Below are 19730 nucleotides of genomic sequence, written 5' to 3' on the forward strand. Positions count from 1 at the left end.
CAGGCCGGGCCGGCCAGGCTCTGCCATCCTGCTGCCATGTTCGCTGGCGTAGCCGGCAACATCCCAGGCGGTCAAGGCCATCGAGACCGCGGCATGCCGATCGCGTGCTGGCTTTCATCCTCTTCCGGACGCACCGCGTCCATCCAATCCACCCACTTGGGACAACCCGTCCCCTGTGGCCGGGAAGTCCCTTTTTTCTGGAGATTTCCCATGGACCATCAACTCATTCGTCAACAACTCCCGACGCTGGTTTCCGGCCATGTGCCGTCCAATGCCCGCGGCTTCAAGTTCGTCATCTTCGACGGTGAGCCCAAGGTATCGACGATGGGCTTCCATATCGATCCCAAGCCTTTTGAAGGCAAGGTCATCGCGAGCACAGACGAGGCCATTGTCGTCAAGACCGGACGCACCCAGTTCATGGTGCTCGACCGGTCGCGCGTGACCGAGGAACCCGACGAAGGTGCCAAGGTACAGGTCGAGCCTTATGCCAGACGCCGCTTCGACGGCTTGCGGGCGGATACCCCCGAGGAACGCACCGAGTACACCCACGACGGCCAGCCCTACAAGCTGCAGACGTTCGTGCTCGGTTCGGCTCCGGCGAAACTGCCGGTCCCGCAGCCGCGCTGCCTGGAACTGCAGCAACTCATCGAGCAGTTGGAAACGCTGCCGGCGCCCGACGGCTACCGGCGCATCACGCACCTGCTGGTCGATGCTGGCGCGTGCGACTTCACTTGGGTCGATCCACTGCCCAAGGACATCATCGCCACGCCGCCGGCCATCAGTTTCAACGTGGTCACTGCGAAGTTCCAGGGGCGCGTCACCGTGCTGTACGAACGAGGCGACGATCTCTATGCGGTGGAACTGCACCGCGACGGTGAGCTGGTGGAGCGCGTGGATGAGGTGTTCTTCGATGACCTCGGCAACACGTTGGAACGCCTGATCGACGATGGCAGTTGGCGCCAGATTCGCGTCAGCACCGTGCAGAAGCCCGCACGGCGCAAGCCGCGGGCGGTATCCGCATGACTGCGCGAAGCGGCTGAGTCCGTCGGCGGCATTTCGTCCTTTCCGCACCGCCTTGTCGGAGCATTCATCCACCACGGCACTTGCCCCGGAAACTGGCCTCGCGCCAGCTTCCGGGGCTGTGCCTATCTGCTGGGAAATATCTCATGACCGTGTCGGCAGAACGTCTGAACAGCAACTTAGATCCTCTCGGATCTTAATGGACACTAAACCCCTTGAGGAATGCCGCCTTAAGGGTTTTTCTTATCCAGCAGCGTCCATCAAACCTCTATGCGATCTACTGAACAACCGGGTACGCTACCGGGTACAGCGAAAACGTACCCACCCCATTAACCGGGTACAGCTAGAAAGGAGCAGTCATGCCGCTTACTGACACTGCGTGCCGTACCGCAAAGCCGAAGGAAAAGCCCTACAAAATGACTGACGGAAATGGGCTCTACCTTGAGGTGAAGCCCAACGGGGTCAAGGCATGGCGCTATAGATTCGAGCTAAGCGACGCTGGTGCCAAGAAAGAAAGCGTGTTCGCCATCGGGGATTACGTGATCGCTCCAAAGGGCGAAACGCCTGAGCAGACGGAGGACCGCCGCAAAGGGCGTCGATTTACTCTTTCGGAAGCCAGAGAAGAGCGCATCAAAGCACGCTCACTGGTCGTACAAGGCATCAATCCAGCCCATCACCGCCAGCAAGAGCGAGTCAAACGCGACTACGAAAAAACCATCACCTTTGAAGCGGTCGCGAAAGAGTGGTTGGCTCTGAAGGATTGGGAGGACATCACAAAATCCAGGCGACTCAGAATGCTGGAGCGAGTTGTCTTTCCAAAGATCGGCAGCCAGCCGATCAAGGCCATCACCCCCGCCCACATTCTTGAGGTGCTCAAAGGAGCAGCCCAGGACAATGGGCCGTCCGTTGCCGCTGAGGCAAAGCGAACCATGACTGGCGTGTTCGAATTGGCGATCTCGACGCTGCGCGCCACCAGCGACCCTGTGCATCCGGTTCGCAAAGCGCTCCCAGCCAACAAGACGCAGCACAAGCGCCCACTATCCACAGATGAAATTGGCCAGCTACTGCACGATGTCGAATCCCACGGCGGGCGCCACGAAACGCTCTGCGCGTTCCGCCTTATGTGGCTGACTCTGTGCCGCCCAAGCGAAGCAGTAGAAGCTCAATGGTCGGAATTCGACCTAGAAAAGGCGCTTTGGAAAATCCCTGCCGAGCGGATGAAAAAGCGCAAGGAGCATACGAATCCCCTGCCCCAGCAAGCGGTAGAAATGCTGCGAGGCCTTCATGCCATTACCGGAAAATACACCCATGTCTTTCCGCACCGAGACGTACGTACTCGGCCAATGGTTTCCGCATCATTTCGCCAGATGCTTAACGTCTTGGGCTGGGCCGGCAAGTACAGCCCGCATGCCACGCGCACGACAGGCAGTACCCGACTGAATGAAATGGGCTTCTCAGCTGACTGGGTCGAAAGGCAGCTCGCCCACATCGAACCCAATGCAGTTCGCCGCACCTACAACCATGCTGAGTACCTAAGTGATCGGGCAGAAATGATGCAGAAATGGGCTGACATGCTGGATGCATGGAAGAAGGCAGCACTAGCTACATCGAATGCTGCCGCTCAATAATGACAGACGGAACAAGTACGTTTTAGACGACTGCTTCCGGCCGATTCTGTTGAAAAAGTAGGTTTAGCGGCAGCAAGGCGGTCGGATGTACCTGCTGTCGAAGTGGCTGCAAGCCACTTCAAGTTACCTTTCGGCGTTTCACTGAGCGTCCTTGCTCAGGTTTGAGGGTTAATTCGAGGGTTTCTGCTCGCCACAGGCGTACCTATCCCGTGAGCGGTGGCCCTTGAGGCAAAAGCTTGGCCATGCGGCGCAGGTTCTGCACCATCGCAGCCATGGTGAATTCGTCAGTGGCGCCTGTCAGGCCACGCAGTCGTAAACGGTCGAGTTTCATGATCCGTTTAAGATGGGCGAAAAGCATCTCCACCTTCTTCCGTTCGCAACGTGAGACGAGGTATTCCGGTGTCTTGGCGATGCGTCGAGCCACATCGCGGGCAGCCTCATGGATGCTGCGAACGATCTTCCGATTCGGTGTGTTGGGGCAGCATTTCGCTTTCAACGGACAGGTGACGCAGTCGGTTTGGCTGGAGCGGTAGATGATGGTGTTGGCCTTGGTTACCCGCGATCTTTTCTGGGTGAAGGCGCGCCATTCACTGCGTAGCGGTTTGCCGGTTGGGCAGCGATATTCATTGGCTTCCTGATTCCAGTGGAAGTCGTTACTGGAGAGACTGTCGTCCTTGCGCTCAGTCTTGTCCCACACCGGCACATGCGGCTCGATGTCCTTCTCTTCGACCATCCAGGCCAGCATCGGGGCAGTGCCATAGGCGGTGTCGCCGATGAGGCGTTCCGGTGTGAGGTCGAACTGCGCTTCGACACGCTCGACCATCGTCCTGGTCGAGTCGACTTCGGCGGTACGGTGCGCCGGGGTCGCTTCCACATCCATGATCACACCGTGCTCAGTGTCGATCAGGTAATTTGTGGAGTAGGCAAAGAAGGCCGGGCCGCCTGGTGCTGCTGTCCAACGGGACTGAGGATCGGTGAGCGAAATCTTCTTGGGAAGAGCCTCAGCCAACGCATCTTCATCAAGTGCTTCGAGGTACTCGCGCACGGCGCGGCTGCTGAGCTTTGGATCGCTCCAATCGACTTCATCTCCCACCACCCCACGTTGGCGGCTAGCATCGGCCTTGATGATGCTGGCGTCCACAGCGAAGCCTTCGCCTTTGACCAGGCCAGCCGCCATGCAGCGGCGCAGCACCTCATTGAACAACCAGCGGAACAGGCCACTGTCACGAAAACGGCCGTGCCGGTTCTTCGAGAAGGTCGAGTGATTGGGTACTTCGTCTTCCAGACCCAGCCGGCAGAACCAGCGATAGCCAAGGTTCAGGTGCACCTCTTCGCACAATCGACGCTCGGAACGAATGCCATAGCAGTAGCCGACGACGAGCATACGCACCATCAATTCCGGGTCAATCGAGGGACGCCCGATGGGGCTATAGAAATCCGCCAGATAGGCGCGCAGATCACTGAGATCCAGGCACTGGTCGATGCTGCGCAGGAGATGTTGGGCCGGGACGTGATCTTCGAGATTGAACGAGTAGAACAGGCGCTGCTGTCCTCCCGGTAACTGTCCCATCATGCTGTTCGCCTCCACGCCCGCTGACAAAGCAATTTTGCCAACGGCATGGGGAGGTCGCTACTTTTTCAACAGAATCGACCCAAAGCTGCCGCTCGCCCGGGCGAACAATCGGCCAAAAGCGGTCATCAGGTGCTCACGAATGCAGGGCTGATTGATTTTATGCAACTGGCCACTAAACTTGGGACTAGCCCACCATGAGGTAGAGATTCAAAACTGAGTGAAGCTAATTGCTTAACTGCCGTCGCGCTCCGATGTAGTGCACGCTGGAAACTCATTGATATATTACCTCACCGTAGTTAGCAACGAGCATCGCAGATTCATAGACAGTAATGTTGAGCTGCAGGCGCAGGTGTCGTGAAGACGCACGTACTCAATATCGATGCAATGTTGCTGCTACAAAAATGCAGTGGCAAGGCAGATCCAGTTGCGACCAAGCTGGTGCTGTTTGTAGCTCTTGCGCGAGTTTGCGTGCGCCAGGCAGTTTCGCTACATACCATGCCCTTTCGAGAGGCGCCGCCGACAGTCCTCAATTACGTTGAACACTCTATCCAGTTCGAGACGTGCCAGGCGGCAGGTAAGAACTCCGCTCCCTCATGTGTTCGGGCAATTTCCTGATGCCACAGACACTTTTAACAAATGCTCAGGTGGCGACTTGATCAGACAGAGCAGTGATTCGAGCACGGAACGTATTAGCGACTCTTTGTTCTCTGGCTGTTGCAGGCACTCATATAAAAGACCGCTGATAGCGCTCTGAAATAGCGCCTCGACCATTTCAAGATTTATGTCTGGAGAAATTTCGCCATTTCTAGAAGCGGACTCGAGGATGGCCGCAATTTGCCGCATGAACTGCTTGCGCAGCCGCGTTAAGCCGTCCCGAATGATTCCGCATTCGCCTGTAGGACCTTGAAGGAACATGATGCTCAAGAGCTTTCGAGCCGTGTCGTCGCCAACCGTATTCAGCAGAACGCGCGCCAGCCACGTCCATGCGTTGTCAAGGCAGGCATTGCGAGGCACCGGCTGTCGAAGCGGAATCGATAACTCGTCGAACAGCGCGTTCAAGATGGCGTGCTTGTCTTTGAAATGCCAATAGACCGCACCGCGTGTGACGCCCGCCATCTTGGCCACCGTCGCCAACGCGGCGTTATCGACCCCTTCATCCCAGAACACTTCATTGGCAGCCATGAGAATCTTGCGTCGGGTCAGCTCCGCTTCAGCGGCGGTTCGTCTGGCCATGCTTTCGCCTCTCAGGATGTATGCGTGGCGCGCCGACCGATCGCCCGCTCGACGCTCTGCTGGCAGCGGTGCAGCGCCTGTTGAAATGGCTCACGACGAGTCACTAGCCGCGCTGTCGGTCCGACGATTGCGATCGAGTACCGACCCAAATAGGTTTCCAGCGTGATCGCAAACGAGCTGAGTCCCTCAATCAGCTCGCCATGTTCTTCGGCAACGGCGCCCTCAGCGATCTGGTCGAGCTGCTCAAGCAGCGTAATCCGGTCAGGCGTGCATGGAGTCACGATCGGCAGCGGGTCGGGCAGCAGCTGTTGCCGCCACTCATCGGCCAGGACCGCCAGCAGCGCCTTGCCGCTCGCAGTCGCGTAGGCCGGCGCCTTGATACCAATGGGAAACACGACACGTAGCTCACGCTCGGCCACGACGCGGTCGACCACGTAGGCTTTCGCGCCGACCAGCGTGCTGACGCAAACCGACTCGCCCAACTGCTCGGAGAGCTCGAGCATGTAGGGCTTGAGCAACGTGATGATGTCCGTCTGGGTCTGGCTGATCAGCTGCCCGAGTGCCGGCCCCAGGCGGAAGCCGCCACTGGGGCCAAGGGTCTCGACCAGGTACTCGGCCTCCAGCGCGGTGATGATGCGCTGCACCGTGGAGCGGGGCAGGTCGACGATCTGCGCGATAGCAGCCAGGCTCAGTCCCTGGGGGTTGTCGCCCAGGGCCCGCATGATCGCTCCTGCGCGGGCGATTACCTGAATACCGTTGTGCCGGCCGGCTTCAGCGGCCTGGTCTGTCTGTGTCATAGCATCCTCTTATGTACTACGCCCACTTGGGTTGCGGGGATTTTCCAGCAGCTTCGCAAGAGTGAACAGGCATTCTTCAACGTCGCGGACCGGAGTTGCCAGTTCCTTGTTCAGGCCTGTTACATATTCCGAGTTGTCTCTACTGAACTGTATAGTGATACACTGAATCGCTATATGGTACAGCCTTTGTGCATTTGAGGGGAGACAACAGGTGAATCACCGAAAAGCTAAATCGCGCGCATGGCATTCCGTTCCGCTGGCGGCACTGTTGCTGGCCGGCTGCGTGGAGTCGGACAAGACGCAAACCGCGGCGCCGGTGCCCGAGGTCGGCGTCTACACCGTACAGGCGCAGCCGCTGACCCTGACCACCGACCTGCCGGGTCGCACCAGCGCCTACCGGGTCGCCGAGGTGCGCCCGCAGGTTTCCGGCATCCTCCAGCAGCGCCTGTTCACCGAGGGCTCGGAGGTGAAGAAAGGCCAGCAGCTGTACCAGATCGATCCGCGCACCTACGAGGCGCGCCTGGCCCGCGCCGAAGCCAACCTGACCACCGCCGAGAACCTGGCCCGCCGCTACGAGCGCCTGCTGAAGACCAATGCGGTCAGCCAGCAGCAGTACGACGACGCCCAGGCCGCCTGGAAGCAGGCGCAGGCGGAAGTGCAGGTGGCACGCATCGACGTGCAGTACACCAAGGTGCTGGCGCCGATCTCCGGGCGCATCGGCCGCTCGGCAGTGACCGAGGGGGCGCTGGTCACCAACGGCCAGGCCCAGCATCTGGCCACCGTGACCCAGCTCGATCCGATATACGTCGACGTCAACCAGCCGATCACCAAGCTGCTCGGGCTCAAGCGCGCACTGGAATCCGGGCGCCTGCAGAAAACCGGCAGTGACCAGGCCGAGGTCAGCCTGACGCTCGATGACGGCAGCGCCTATCCGTTGCCCGGCACCCTGAAGTTCTCCGAGGTGAGCGTCGACCCGACCACCGGTTCGGTGACGTTGCGCGCCGAGTTTCCCAACCCGGACCGCAAGCTACTGCCGGGCATGTTCGTGCATGCGCTGCTCAAGGAAGGCACCCAGCAGGACGCCATCCTCGTGCCGCAGCAGGCGGTCAGTCGCGATGCCCGCGGCGTACCCAGCGTCTGGGTGGTCAAGCCGGACGACAGCGTCGAGCGGCGCGAGGTCGAGACCCTGCGTACCGTCGGCAATGCCTGGCTGATCGGCAAGGGTGTTGCTGATGGCGAGCGGGTGGTCACCGAAGGCACGCAGCGGGTACGCAGCGGCATCACGGTCAAGCCGGTGGCCGCCAGTAACGTCAAGCTGGTCGCCGAGTTCGCTCCGAAGACCGACGCCGTCGCCAACTGAGGAGCAAACCGTACATGTCCCGTTTTTTCATTGACCGGCCGATCTTCGCCTGGGTGCTGGCGATCGTCGCCATGCTCGCCGGCGCGTTGTCGCTGGTGAAAATGCCGATCAGCCAGTACCCCAACATCGCCGCACCGGCCGTGGCCATCGATGTGTCCTATCCCGGCGCCTCCGCGCAGACCGTGCAGGACACCGTGGTGCAGGTGATCGAACAGCAACTCAGCGGCCTCGACGGTTTTCGCTACATGTCCGCGGAGAGCAATTCCGACGGCAGCATGACCATCATCGTGACCTTCGAGCAGGGCACCGACCCGGATATCGCCCAGGTCCAGGTGCAGAACAAACTGCAGCTGGCTACACCCAGGCTGCCTGAGGAAGTGCAGCGCCAAGGGCTGCGCGTGGTGAAGTACCAGCAGAACTTCTTCCTGATCATCGGGCTGGCGGACAGCACCGGCAAGATGAGCAACTTCGACCTCGGCAACGTGATCGCTTCGCAGCTGCAGGACCCGATCTCGCGCATCGACGGCGTCGGCGACTACATGCTGTTCGGCTCGCCCTATGCCATGCGCATCTGGCTCGACCCGGCCAAGCTCAACAGCTACCAGCTGACCCCCAGCGACGTCGCCAACGCCATCCGCGAGCAGAACGTGCAGGTCTCCTCCGGCCAGCTCGGCGGCCTGCCGACCCGCTCGGGTGTGCAGCTCAACGCCACGGTGCTGGGCAAGACCCGCATGACCACGCCCGAGGAGTTCGAGGAAATCCTGGTCAAGGTCAAAACCGACGGCTCGCAGATCCGCGTCAAGGACGTTGCCCGGGTCGCGCTGGGCGCCGACAACTTCGCCATTTCCAGCAAGCACAACGGCAGACCGTCGGCGGGCCTGGCCCTGCGCCTGGCCAGCGGCGGCAACCTGCTGGAAACCGTGAAGGCGGTGAAAGCCGTGATGGAGAAGCAGAAGGCCTATCTGCCGGAAGGGGTCGAGGTGTTCTATCCCTACGACACCACGCCAGTGGTGGAGGCCTCGATCAGTTCGGTGATTTACACCATCATCGAAGCCGTGGCGTTGGTATTTTTGGTGATGTACCTGTTCCTGCAGAACTTCCGCGCCACACTCATCCCGACCCTGGCGGTGCCCGTGGTGCTGCTCGGCGCCTTCGCCCTGCTGCCTTACTTCGGCCTCAGCATCAACGTGCTGACCATGTACGCCATGGTGCTAGCCATCGGTTTGCTGGTGGATGACGCCATCGTGGTGGTTGAGAACGTCGAGCGCCTGATGCACGAAGAAGGGCTGACGCCGCTGGAAGCGACGCGCAAATCCATGGGGCAGATTCAGGGCGCGCTGGTCGGCATCGGCCTGGTGCTGTCGGCGGTGTTCGTGCCGATGGCCTTCTTCGGCGGTTCAGCGGGCATCATCTACAAGCAGTTCGCCGTGACTATCGTGCTCTGCATGAGTCTCTCGGTACTGGTCGCGCTGATTTTCACCCCGGCGCTGTGCGCCACCATCCTGAAGAAGCCCAAGGGCGACGCCCACCACGAGAAAAAAGGCTTCTTCGGCTGGTTCAACCGTATTTTCGACCGTGGCACGAATCGCTTCGAACGCGGCGTCAGCGGCATGCTCAAGAATCGCGGGCGATACCTGCTGGCATTCGTGTTGATTACCGCCGGTACCGGCTATCTGTTCACCCAGATTCCCAAGGCCTTCCTGCCCAACGAAGACCAGGGCCTGCTGATGGTCGAGGTACGCATGCCGGTGAATTCCTCCGCCGAACGCACCGAAGCGGTACTGCAGGAAGTGAGCGACTACCTGCGCAATGAGGAAGGCCAGCTGATCCAGCACGTGCTGACCGTCAACGGCTTCAACTTCGCCGGTCGCGGGCAGAACTCCGGCCTCGGTCTGGTCATGCTCAAGGACTGGAGCGTGCGCGCCGCGGAAGGCCAGGACGTGTTCAGCCTGGCCCAGCGCGCCAACGCCCGCTTCGCCCAGATCAAGGACGCCACCGTCATGGCCTTCGTGCCGCCGGCGATCCTCGAGATGGGTAACGCCATGGGCTTCAACCTGTACCTGCAGGACAACTCCGGCGTCGGTCACGCCGCGCTGATGGAGGCGCGCAACCAGTTCCTGCAGCTGGCCAACCAGCATCCGAAGCTGCGCGCGGTGCGCCCCAACGGCAAGGACGACGAGCCGCAGTTCCAGGTCAATATCAATGACGAGAAAGCCCGCGCCCTGCAGGTCAGCATCGCCTCAATCAACGAAACCATGAGCGCGGCCTGGGGTTCGATGTACGTCAACGACTTCATCGACCGCGGTCGGGTCAAGCGTGTCTACATCCAGGGCCAAGACGATTCGCGCATCTCGCCGGAAGACTTCGACAAGTGGTACGTGCGCAACGCCCTCGGTGAGATGGTGCCCTTCTCGGCCTTCGCCACCGGCGAGTGGGTGTTTGGCTCGCCGAAGCTGGAACGCTACGGCGGCATCTCTTCGCTGGCAATCCTCGGCGAGCCGGCACCCGGCTACAGCACCGGCGACGCCATGGTCGCCATCGCCGAAATCATGCAGCAGCTGCCGCCGGGTATCGGCCTGAGCTACACCGGGCTGTCCTACGAGGAAATCCAGACCGGCGACCAGGCGCCGATGCTCTATGCGCTGACCGTGCTGATTGTGTTCCTCTGTCTGGCCGCGCTCTACGAGAGCTGGTCGGTGCCGGCTTCGGTGATGCTGGTGGTGCCGCTGGGCATCCTCGGCGCGGTGCTCGCCACGCTGTTCCGTGACCTCACCGCCGACGTCTACTTCCAGATCGGCCTGATGACCACGGTCGGTCTGTCGGCGAAGAACGCCATCCTCATCGTCGAGTTCGCCAAGGATTTGTATGAGAAGGAAGGCATGCCGCTGGTCGATGCTGCCGTTCATGCGGCCAGGCTGCGGCTGCGACCGATCGTCATGACTTCCTTGGCCTTTACCTTCGGTGTATTGCCCATGGCTCTGGCCAGTGGCGCCGGTGCCGGCAGCCAGCACTCGGTCGCTACCGGCGTGGTCGGCGGGATGATCACCGCCACGGTGCTCGCGGTGTTCTTCGTGCCGCTGTTCTATGTGGTGGTGGTCAAGTTGTTCGAAGGCCGCAAGAAGGCTCAGGCCGATGGCGAAGGAGAATCCGCATGAGACTCAAGCATCTGACCGTCGCGATGACGCTGGCGCTGTCCGGCTGCAGCCTGATTCCGGACTACCAGCGCCCGGACATGCCGGTGCAGGCGCAGTGGCCGGAAGGCGCGGCCTATGATCAGGGCGTGTCGGCGAGCACCACTGCCACGGAGCTGGGTTGGCGGCAGTTCTTCGTCGATCCGACCCTGCAACGCCTGATCGGCCTCTCGCTGGAAAACAACCGCGACCTGCGTCAGGCGGCGCTCAACGTCGAAGCCTACCGCGCGCAATACCGCATCAGCCGCTCCGACCTGTTCCCCAGCATCGGCATCGACGGCAGCGGCCAGCGCCAGCGTCTGCCGGCCGACCTGGCGAACACCGGCGAGGCGGGTATCGCCAGCCAGTACGGTGTAACGCTTGGCGTCAGTGCCTACGAGCTGGACTTCTTCGGTCGCCTGCGCAGCCTGGAGGAAGGCGCGCTGGCGCGCTACCTGGCAACCGAGGAGGCGCAACGCAGCGTGCAGATCGGGCTGGTCAGCGAGGTCGCGATGGCCTACCTGACCTGGCGCACCGATCAGGGCCTGCTGGAGCTGACCCACGACACGCTCTACAGCTATGGCAAAAGCCTGAGCCTGGTGCAGGCCGCCCACGACGTTGGCACGGCATCGGCATTGGATGTGCGTCAGGCCCGCAGCCTGGTGGAGCAGGCGCGCGTGCAGTTCGCCCGCTATTCGCGCCTGGTCGCGCAGGATGCCAACCTGCTGCGCCTGTTGCTCGGCACCGAGCTGCCGGCCGATATCACGGATGAACCCGGCAGTGATCGCATGTTCGCAGAATTGCCGGTGGGCATGCCGGCCGACCTGCTGCTACGCCGCCCGGATATCATCGCAGCCGAGTTTCGCCTGCATGCGGCCAACGCCAACATTGGCGCAGCACGCGCGGCGTTCTTCCCGAGCATCCGCCTGACAGCCGCCGCCGGCACCCTGAGCGGTGAGCTAGACGGCCTGTTCGAGGGCGGTTCGGGCACCTGGAGTTTCATGCCACAGATCAACATCCCGATCTTCACCGCCGGCCGGCTCAAGGCCAACCTCGATTACGCCGAGGTGCAGAAGGACATCAACATCGCCGAGTACGAACAGACCATCCAGACCGCATTCCGCGAAGTCGCCGATGGCCTGGCCGCACGCGGCACCTTCGAAGAACAGCTGCAGGCCCAGGCCGACCTGACCACTACCACCCAGGAATACCTGGAACTGGCGCAGCAGCGCTATGACGAGGGTGTCGACAACTACTTGGCCGTGCTCGATGCGCAACGCGAACTGTTCTCTGCCCAGCAACAGCTGCTCAGCGACCGACTGCTGCAGCTCAACAGCGAGGTGCAGCTGTTCCGAGCGCTCGGCGGCGGATGGACGGAGAACATCGCGCACCGCGACGAGTCCGCGCAATAAAAAGGCGGTCGGCGTTACGCCGGCCGCTATGACAACGTTTGATTGTTTTGGAAAGCCAGAGGAGAGAAAGCATGAAAATCCGCTTCGCACTGTCGTTGGCAATCGCACTTCTTACCGGCACAGCCACCGCTGGCGCCGCCGAGTTTTCCGGCGCGCTGGGCATGACCGGTCAAGGTGACATGAGCTACCGCGCCGGCCTGGCGTTCGACTGGGACAAAACCTGGCTGAACAGCGGCACTGGCCAGCTGACCGGCTACTGGGAAGCTGCCTATACCTATTGGGAAGGCGGTGACGACTACAGCGGTGCGCACTCGCTGTCCTTCGCCCCGGTATTTGTCTATGAGTTCAGCGGCTTCAAATACACGCCCTTCGTCGAAGCCGGGATTGGCGTTGCATTCTTCTCCAAGACCGATGTCGGCGAGCAGCAATTGGGGTCCTCGTTCAACTTCGAAGACCGCATCGGCGCCGGCCTGAAGCTGCCGCACGAGCAAAAGGTCGGCATACGCGCCATCCACTATTCCAATGCCGGCATCAAACAGCCGAACGACGGAATCGAATCCTACTCATTGTTCTACAACAAAGCCTTCTGATATCTGGGGCTTCTGCGCCGGACGGAGTCGCAACGTGGTAATCACCTTGCCGCAATTGTCCCTTATACCTAGGGATGGTCTGAAGTAGTCAGGTATTTCTGGCTGACTCCAGCCCTTGCCGATTTCAAAACGGTGATTCGGCTAAAAAACGATCAAATCATCCCCTCTTTCCGGATTTATAGCCGGCGCGAGCACCTCGCGCCGGCCATTTCCCGCATTACAGACGCACCTCTCCTGCATTCGTCAGCAAATGTCGGCGCGCCATCCACAGGTTCGACAGCGCGAACAGTGTCACCAACTGCGCGGTGTTCTTCGCCAGGCCACGGAAGCGTGTCTTCACGTAGCCGAATTGGCGCTTGATCACCCGGAACGGGTGCTCGACTTTGGCGCGCACCTGGGCCTTGGATTTCTCGATCTTGCGCTTGGCTTTGTACAGCGCACTGCGCTTACTCAGCTTCTTGTACGTACTGCGGCGGGCCGCAATCTGCCAGATCACCTCCCGGCCTTCATGTTCCGGGCGTTTCTCTACGCCGGTGTAACCCGCGTCGGCGCCGACCATGTTTTCCTTTCCATGCAGCAGTTTGTCGACCTGGGTAACGTCAGCAACGTTGGCTGCCGTCCCCACCACGCTGTGCACCAGGCCAGACTCGGTATCCGCGCCGATGTGGGCCTTCATGCCGAAGTAATACTGATTGCCCTTCTTGGTCTGGTGCATTTCCGGGTCACGCTTACCGTCCTTGTTCTTGGTCGAACTCGGCGCATGGATCAGCGTGGCATCGACGATGGTGCCCTGGCGCAGCGACAGGCCCCGATCGCCCAGGTAACCATTGATCACCGCCAGAATCCCGGCCGCCAACTCGTGCTTCTCCAGCAGGCGACGGAAATTGAGGATGGTGGTTTCGTCGGGAATACGCTCTAGGTTCAGCCCGGCAAACTGGCGCAAGATTGTGGTCTCGTACAGCGCCTCCTCCATCGCTGGATCGCTGTAGCCGAACCAGTTCTGCATCAAATGTACGCGCAGCATCGCCATCAGCTGATACGCCGGACGACCACCTTCACCCTTGGGGTAGTGCGGCTCGATCAGGGCAATCAAACCCTTCCACGGCACCACCTGATCCATCTCGATCAGGAACAACTCTTTGCGGGTCTGCTTGCGCTTGCCGGCGTACTCGGCGTCGGCGAAGGTCATTTGCTTCATCGGGAAACTCGGGCAACGGGATCGGCGTATTTCACCAGATTCGGGAAGTCTTTTTCAGACCATCCTTAGGAGAGCTCGATAAACTCAATACGCTATGGGATGGCAGCAGCGTAATTGTTGACCGCATTTCTAGAGAAGGCTTCGTACTCCAAAATGCGCGCCTCACCCTATCATTGATGGCACAGCCAAGTGTGATCAGCCGCTTCATGGCCAAACGCGGCGAAGAGGCACGCGGCACCGGCTTCTTAGCACGCTTCCTGATCGCGAAGCCTCGCTTGATGGCCGGACAACGCACCGATCAACAGCTATCTGAATTGCTCCGCCTAAGGAGCTTTAATGCCCGCATCCACGAACTGCTGAACTCTCCTTTATTGACCGAGCGACAAGTACTGTCTTTTTCCGAGCAGGCAAAGGATCGTTGGTTCCAGTACAGCCGTTTTCTCGAATTGCAGATGAAGGAGAACGGGCTGTATTTCTATCTTAAGGATCACGCTTCTAAGCTGCTAGAAAACACCAGCCGCCTAGCTGCAATAGTGCATACCTTCGAGCGCACCTCGAACAACCAAACCGAGATAGATTGTTCAACACTGGAATTCTGCTGGAAGTTTACTCAGCACTGCTCCAAGCATTTTATAGCCCACTTGGCAAACGAACCACAGATCGTCATTGATGCGAATCACTTAGCGCACTACTTACTAAAACTTGCAAGCAAACAAGACCCTTTCGCTCTTAATAAAGAGGAAAAACACAGCAGAGCCTCTTCCAACGACACACGCGCTGAACTACCTAGGGATCTGATTTCTGGAGCCAGAGCCACTTTCACCATAACTCAACTTAAACAATTCGGACCCAGCAGCCTTAGAGGACGCGCCAACACGGCTCGCTTAGAAGGAGCGATTGATCTGTTATGCAAACTTGGCCACATCGCAAAAGAAGGAAGCCGTTACCGGTTTCAAGAATCGATACTGCTTAGACAGGAACCCGAACTAAAGAATGGCGAGATAGTTGAGGTCAAAGAGCTACCGCTGTTCAACGAGCAAGAATTCTGGACGCCCCAGCGAGGTTATGGCTATACCGCCGGCTACTATATTAAAGTTCGCTAGCGACTCAGCTTTTTATGTACCTATAAGGTCGCGACACTATTCAGGCATTATCTCAGCAAGGAAAAAAACTTACCATAAATGATATGTTATAACGTTTATATTGGGAGAAACCAAAGCTACCTTTGTGGCAGCGTCGCCGTCGGTCGGTCGCGCTCCCCTTTCAGATCGCTGCAGCAGAGTGCTTGCGCCGCCAGGCAGCCTGGATTTAATTTGAACTCCTCTGCGGCACGAGAGGGAACCAGGAAACTAAAACCGGGTACAGAACCGGGTACAATTATTAATGCAAGTTGGAAAACACCTGTATTTAAAGACCCAGACACCGACACTTGCCGTCTAACACTGAACCTGCCTCAGCCCCCCGGTTCCGCCGCGAGTGCGCACTTAGCTGGCCTGTTTTACCGAACGCCAGGACGACCTGTTTGACCCTGCCGAAGAGACCATCGGCTGCTATTGCGGCGATTGAATGCGGTCAGGCGACAGTACTCATTCCCGATGGTGTGCGAAGCCGCGCGGTGTGAGGCTTGCCCCATGCTTGCTGACGTTGTCAGCGACATGCCAGGCAACCATCGGTCTTCGAGGTTGCGGCGCGGCACCCGCCGCGTGACCGAGCCAGTTCGCAACGCATCCCTCCGTGCGAACGACCATCGGCTTGCCGGTGGTGGATGCACCTTCCTAGTCCATTCGCCTTATCAACCCACCGCGGGGTTACGCACCCCCCCGCGCAGTCGGGTCCGGTGTGTCTCCGCTTCATTCCCATTGGAGATTCACCATGACCAATACGACTTCCAACGCGAAGAGCTACTTCGATCTTCACACCGAGGGCTACGCCCGCTTGCAGCGTGTCCGGGAGGTTCCTGTCCGTGGTGGCCGCCGTGCGCAGCCGTTCCTGGCTTGCACTGTCGCCGCACTCGTCGGGTCCGCCAAAGACCCCGTCACCCGCTACTTCGACGTCAAAGTCTCCGGTGCCGACGCCAAGAAATTGGTCGAGGGTTACATCGGCGTCGATGACCCGAGGCAGCGTCCGCTGGTCAAGTTCCGGCTCGGCGATCTCTGGGCCGATGCCTTCATTCGTACCAGTGGTGACCGCAAGGGCGATCCGGCAGCCAGTCTCAAGGGCCGACTGTTGAAAGCCGAACTGATCGATCGTGCCGAACTGGCGCAGATCGAGCAGTACGAGCTGATCACCCGGGGTATCGGTTATCTCAACCGTCCGCGCGAGGTTACGCCGAAGGATGGCGATCCGTTCCTGTCGTGCTCCATCGGGGCGCTGGCCGGCCCGGTCGATGAGCCGGATTACCGGTACATCAACACCATCGTCGCCACTGCGGACGCCCAGCATCTGGTGCGCCGCTGCGTACAGGCCATCGAGGCCGAGCGCAAGGTGCTGATCGCCTTCCGTCTCAACGACATGAAGGCCGATGCGTACCTCCGCACCAAGGGCGAGCGTGCCGGCGAACCGGCGGCGAGCCTGGAATCCAAGCTGATCCACATCGGCCTGATCAAGATCGATGGCCAGCAGGTCTTTCCGGCCGCCGCACCGGCGCCCGTTTCCGAGGGCGCTGCGGCGACCGAGGATGCGGATACCGCCGATGGCACCGTCGAGGCGCCGACCGCCGAGTCCGTTCAGGACGAACCCGTGCCGGCACCCGAGGCCGAGGAACCCGCACTCGCGGCTTCCTTCTGATCCACCCCCGCAAGGCCCCATTCCGGGGTCTTGCTTCTTATCCCCAACCTGCCTGCAGGCCACTGACGTGGCGCGTGGGCGTTCGTCTTTTCATCCCCGCAGTCCGTTCCGCACCGTGCGGATTCGGCTGCATAACAATCCCAGGAGAATGCCATGTCTCTCGCATCCCGTTTCGCACCGCGCTCACCGGTACTGCGCTCGGACCGTCCTCTGTTGGACGACCAGATTCGCGCCGTGGTGCCGTCGATCTTTGCGGAAACACCACACGAAAGCCGTTCCCAGCGGTACAGCTACATCCCGACGGCCACCGTGCTGTCGGAACTTCGTCAGGAGGGGTTCCTGCCCTTCATGGTGTGCCAGACACGTGTCCGCAACGAGGACCGCCGCGAGTACACCAAACACCTGATCCGCCTTCGCCACGCCAGCCAGATCAATGGCGACGAAGCCAACGAGATCATCTTGTTGAACTCGCACGATGGCACCAGCAGCTATCAGATGCTGGCAGGTCAGTTTCGATTCGTCTGCCAGAACGGGCTGGTCTGCGGCGACACGTTCGCGGACATCCGAGTGCCTCACAAGGGCGATGTCGCGGGCCAGGTCATCGAAGGTGCCTACGAAGTCCTGAAAGGCTTCGAGCGGGTGCAGGAAGCGCGCGAGAGCATGCGCGCGATCACGCTGGAGGCCGGGGAGGACGACGTTTTCGCCCGTTCGGCCCTGGCGCTCAAGTACGACGATCCGGACAAGCCCGCGCCTGTCACGGAGAGTCAGTTGTTGGTCCCCAGACGCTGGGACGATCGCAAGAGCGACCTCTGGTCGATCTTCAACCGCGTCCAGGAAAACCTCGTCAAGGGAGGGCTGACCGGACGCACTGCGAACGGCCGCCGCCAGCGTACCCGCCCTGTACAGGGTATCGATCAGAACCTGCGCCTGAACCGCGCCCTCTGGATGCTCGCCGAAGGCATGCGCCAGTTGAAGTCCTGAGCCACTACTCGGACCTCGCCCGTCAGGGCGGGTCCATTTTCTTCCTGACCCGTTGCGCGCCGCGCAAGACGGTTCCATTCATCACAAGGAGATACGCCATGGCTACAGCAGCCGTTCAATCCGATCCGCCCCTCATCGTCCGCGGCCAACTCGCCATCCGCACCATCCCGGGCCGCAACGGACGGTTCACGGTCGGTCGCCTCACGACCCGCCTTGGACTGTTCCATGTGAAAGACCCGGAACTGGAGCAGTACCCCGAAGGGAAGTACGAGGGTGAGTTCGTCATCCGCTACATCTATCCGAAGGCCTATCCGGTTGGCGATGGCATGCGCTTTGAAATCCGCGCCAACCTGGACGGCATGACCCTGTCGGGCATCGACAAGCTGAGCAAGGCCGAGGCTCGCGCCTTCGCCGCACAGGACGTCGATCCGCTCGATGAAGAGCTGGGCACGCCACCGGCGACAACGCCGGCAGCAGCCGAGAAATCCAAGTCCCGGTCCAAGCCGGAGCCCGCGCCCGTGCAGGCATCGAAAGACCCGCTGGTCGATACCACGCCATTCGGCGTCGATACGCCGTCCGCCACCGTGGCCGCTTCGGGTGGTCCCGAGAGCGACGACGCGGCGCTGTTCGGCATTCTCTGGCCGTTGGAAGAGTCGGTGAAACTCGACTCGACCATCGATCGCCGCACCCTGCGTCTGCAGATCGCGCGGCTCAACCAGTTGGGCTATGCCTTCGACGCCACGGCCCAGCAATGGAACCTGCAACTCGCACCCGAACCGCAGGCTGCCTGATCGTCCTGCCGCATCCGCGGCATTTCATCCACCCGCCGGGGCGACCCCGATGGGGAGGTTCCCGGCTATTTCAATCGAGGAGCTTCACCATGAGTCGGCACTACTTCGACACATTCCACAAAGGATTTCCCGTCACCGTACTACTCGGCTGGGATCGGCCGATGAACTACTTCTTCTTAGTCATCGAGAAGCCAACCGAGTTGATCGACGACACCATGAAGGTCGAGAGCGACGACTTCTTGTACAGCAATCTGCACGAGAGCGATCCGTTCAACCATGACCTGGACTACTACCGTGAGGTCTTACGTCATTTTCAGATCCTTGTGCCGGAAAGCCTGTTCATCGAGGTCCAGCACGACGCTGAGAGAAATGTCGGCAACCGCGTAGTCAAGCATCAGGCCGACGGTTCGTTCACCGAACGTGAACTCTGAGTAGTCCGCGTTCTTTCATCCCTAACGGGGCATTCACTGCCCCTGCGGGTGGTGGTGCCCCTGACTTCATTGAGGACTCCACCATGTCTGCACCTTCATCCCCACAGTTGCTGTACCGCATCGACGAATGCGGCGACGTGATGGCCGATGCTTGCGTCTGCGGCGAAGACGGCGATCTGGTCTTTCTATCGGTCTGGGCGCGGGACACCGCGATCCAGCAGTTTCTCGCCCGGCTCACCTTGGGCCGCGACGAGGATGGACTGGACCAGTTCCATCTCGTCACCGACCAGGGCGGCTCCGTGCCCGTGTTCGTTCCCTCGGTCGAGCGTCTGGAAAAGCGCTTGACCCGCAGCTATCGCCGCACCCTGTTCGGGTCGCTCGTCAATCTCTGGCTGTTCGATCGGCGCTGCATCCGGCCGGACAAGGCCACCACCAGCGCGCTCGCACTGTTGCCGCGCGCGGCGGCCGATCCTACGTCGCGCCTCTGGCTGCTCGTCAAGGAGACGTGCCCGCTGCCCTTGCTGGATCACTGGCAAGGGACGGTGCTGGCACTGCTGCGAGACCGCGACATGCTCCGCGACCTGCCGACGGCCCTCGGGCCGCTGCGTGGATTTCGTCTGGGGCTGGATGTGCCAGCGCTCACCGAAGCACTGAGCAGCCTGATCCGCCAGGGCGTACTGACCGCCCATCCGCTCCCGCAGCCGGCGACCACCCAAGGGTCGCTGGAAGCGGTGGCCTGACCCACGGCAGGTGCGTGCG

At 60.6% G+C, this 19730-nt stretch carries 16 protein-coding genes; 12 read left to right on the forward strand and 4 right to left on the reverse strand.

The window, feature by feature from the left end:
* The first annotated feature begins 210 nt into the window (after nt 1-210).
* Both B597_RS24625 and B597_RS24630 read left to right on the forward strand, forming a co-directional pair.
* Nucleotides 211-1023: a hypothetical protein gene (locus tag B597_RS24625; RefSeq protein WP_003296462.1), complete on the forward strand. Its 813-nt coding sequence runs from the start codon at nt 211-213 to the stop codon at nt 1021-1023.
* A gap of 356 nt (nt 1024-1379) precedes the next feature.
* On the forward strand, nt 1380-2648 hold the full coding sequence (locus B597_RS24630; protein WP_003296463.1) for a tyrosine-type recombinase/integrase: 1269 nt from the start codon (nt 1380-1382) through the stop codon (nt 2646-2648).
* A 202-nt stretch (nt 2649-2850) separates the two neighbouring features.
* Here B597_RS24630 and B597_RS24635 read toward each other — a convergent pair whose 3' ends face one another.
* From B597_RS24635 to tbtR, 3 genes are all read right to left on the reverse strand, one after another.
* Complete coding sequence (locus tag B597_RS24635; protein WP_003296464.1) at nt 2851-4221, reverse strand: IS1182 family transposase; 1371 nt, start codon at nt 4219-4221, stop codon at nt 2851-2853.
* A 591-nt stretch (nt 4222-4812) separates the two neighbouring features.
* A complete protein-coding gene (locus B597_RS24640) occupies nt 4813-5454 on the reverse strand; it encodes a TetR family transcriptional regulator (protein ID WP_003296465.1) in 642 nt (213 codons plus the stop codon).
* A gap of 11 nt (nt 5455-5465) precedes the next feature.
* Nucleotides 5466-6251 carry a tribuytltin resistance regulator TbtR gene (gene tbtR / locus B597_RS24645; RefSeq protein WP_003296466.1) on the reverse strand — a complete coding sequence of 262 codons (786 nt, stop codon included), beginning with the start codon at nt 6249-6251 and terminating at the stop codon, nt 5466-5468.
* 211 nt (nt 6252-6462) lie between these two features.
* Here tbtR and B597_RS24650 point away from each other — a divergent pair, with 211 nt between their 5' ends.
* The 4 genes from B597_RS24650 (at nt 6463) to B597_RS24665 (ending at nt 12783) form a co-directional block, all read left to right on the forward strand.
* Nucleotides 6463-7611: an efflux RND transporter periplasmic adaptor subunit gene (locus tag B597_RS24650; protein WP_003296467.1), complete on the forward strand. Its 1149-nt coding sequence runs from the start codon at nt 6463-6465 to the stop codon at nt 7609-7611.
* A 14-nt stretch (nt 7612-7625) separates the two neighbouring features.
* A complete protein-coding gene (gene tbtB, locus B597_RS24655) occupies nt 7626-10766 on the forward strand; it encodes a multidrug efflux RND transporter permease subunit TbtB (protein WP_003296468.1) in 3141 nt (1046 codons plus the stop codon).
* Nucleotides 10763-12193 carry a multidrug efflux RND transporter outer membrane channel subunit TbtM gene (gene tbtM, locus B597_RS24660; protein ID WP_003296469.1) on the forward strand — a complete coding sequence of 477 codons (1431 nt, stop codon included), beginning with the start codon at nt 10763-10765 and terminating at the stop codon, nt 12191-12193. Before tbtB ends, tbtM begins: the two co-directional genes overlap by 4 nt.
* Nucleotides 12194-12264: 71 nt before the next feature.
* Nucleotides 12265-12783 (forward strand): acyloxyacyl hydrolase, encoded by a 519-nt coding sequence (locus tag B597_RS24665; RefSeq protein ID WP_003296470.1) that lies wholly within the window; start codon nt 12265-12267, stop codon nt 12781-12783.
* A gap of 217 nt (nt 12784-13000) precedes the next feature.
* Here the strand turns inward: B597_RS24665 and B597_RS24670 are convergent, their stop codons facing one another.
* A complete protein-coding gene (locus B597_RS24670; RefSeq protein WP_003296471.1) occupies nt 13001-13981 on the reverse strand; it encodes an IS5-like element ISPst5 family transposase in 981 nt (326 codons plus the stop codon).
* A gap of 38 nt (nt 13982-14019) precedes the next feature.
* Between B597_RS24670 and B597_RS24675 the strand changes: the two genes are divergently transcribed.
* From B597_RS24675 to B597_RS24700, 6 genes are all read left to right on the forward strand, one after another.
* Nucleotides 14020-15084: a DUF3987 domain-containing protein gene (locus B597_RS24675; protein WP_226924949.1), complete on the forward strand. Its 1065-nt coding sequence runs from the start codon at nt 14020-14022 to the stop codon at nt 15082-15084.
* Between the two features lie 769 nt (nt 15085-15853).
* On the forward strand, nt 15854-16768 hold the full coding sequence (locus tag B597_RS24680) for a DUF3577 domain-containing protein (RefSeq protein WP_003296473.1): 915 nt from the start codon (nt 15854-15856) through the stop codon (nt 16766-16768).
* A gap of 153 nt (nt 16769-16921) precedes the next feature.
* Nucleotides 16922-17749 (forward strand): DUF932 domain-containing protein, encoded by an 828-nt coding sequence (locus B597_RS24685; RefSeq protein ID WP_003296474.1) that lies wholly within the window; start codon nt 16922-16924, stop codon nt 17747-17749.
* Nucleotides 17750-17847: 98 nt separating this feature from the next.
* Nucleotides 17848-18540, forward strand: a complete 693-nt coding sequence (locus B597_RS24690) for a DUF3275 family protein (RefSeq protein ID WP_003296475.1) — start codon at nt 17848-17850, stop codon at nt 18538-18540.
* A gap of 89 nt (nt 18541-18629) precedes the next feature.
* The gene (locus tag B597_RS24695) at nt 18630-18971 is read left to right on the forward strand and encodes a hypothetical protein (RefSeq protein WP_003296476.1); all 342 of its coding nucleotides are present in this window, start codon (nt 18630-18632) and stop codon (nt 18969-18971) included.
* An 83-nt stretch (nt 18972-19054) separates the two neighbouring features.
* On the forward strand, nt 19055-19711 hold the full coding sequence (locus B597_RS24700; RefSeq protein WP_003296477.1) for a hypothetical protein: 657 nt from the start codon (nt 19055-19057) through the stop codon (nt 19709-19711).
* The last annotated feature ends 19 nt before the right edge of the window (nt 19712-19730 follow it).

Origin of the sequence: Stutzerimonas stutzeri KOS6, assembly GCF_000307775.2 — a bacterium.
Classification (GTDB): domain Bacteria; phylum Pseudomonadota; class Gammaproteobacteria; order Pseudomonadales; family Pseudomonadaceae; genus Stutzerimonas; species Stutzerimonas stutzeri_B.

Coding starts and splice junctions, on each gene's coding strand:
- B597_RS24625 (WP_003296462.1), top strand. CDS start 211: ATGGACCATCAACTCATTCGTCAACAACTCCCGACGCTGGTTTCCGGC.
- tbtR (WP_003296466.1), bottom strand. CDS start 6,251: ATGACACAGACAGACCAGGCCGCTGAAGCCGGCCGGCACAACGGTATT.
- B597_RS24695 (WP_003296476.1), top strand. CDS start 18,630: ATGAGTCGGCACTACTTCGACACATTCCACAAAGGATTTCCCGTCACC.
- B597_RS24670 (WP_003296471.1), bottom strand. CDS start 13,981: ATGAAGCAAATGACCTTCGCCGACGCCGAGTACGCCGGCAAGCGCAAG.
- B597_RS24665 (WP_003296470.1), top strand. CDS start 12,265: ATGAAAATCCGCTTCGCACTGTCGTTGGCAATCGCACTTCTTACCGGC.
- B597_RS24700 (WP_003296477.1), top strand. CDS start 19,055: ATGTCTGCACCTTCATCCCCACAGTTGCTGTACCGCATCGACGAATGC.
- B597_RS24690 (WP_003296475.1), top strand. CDS start 17,848: ATGGCTACAGCAGCCGTTCAATCCGATCCGCCCCTCATCGTCCGCGGC.
- B597_RS24630 (WP_003296463.1), top strand. CDS start 1,380: ATGCCGCTTACTGACACTGCGTGCCGTACCGCAAAGCCGAAGGAAAAG.
- B597_RS24685 (WP_003296474.1), top strand. CDS start 16,922: ATGTCTCTCGCATCCCGTTTCGCACCGCGCTCACCGGTACTGCGCTCG.
- tbtB (WP_003296468.1), top strand. CDS start 7,626: ATGTCCCGTTTTTTCATTGACCGGCCGATCTTCGCCTGGGTGCTGGCG.
- B597_RS24680 (WP_003296473.1), top strand. CDS start 15,854: ATGACCAATACGACTTCCAACGCGAAGAGCTACTTCGATCTTCACACC.
- B597_RS24635 (WP_003296464.1), bottom strand. CDS start 4,221: ATGATGGGACAGTTACCGGGAGGACAGCAGCGCCTGTTCTACTCGTTC.
- B597_RS24640 (WP_003296465.1), bottom strand. CDS start 5,454: ATGGCCAGACGAACCGCCGCTGAAGCGGAGCTGACCCGACGCAAGATT.
- tbtM (WP_003296469.1), top strand. CDS start 10,763: ATGAGACTCAAGCATCTGACCGTCGCGATGACGCTGGCGCTGTCCGGC.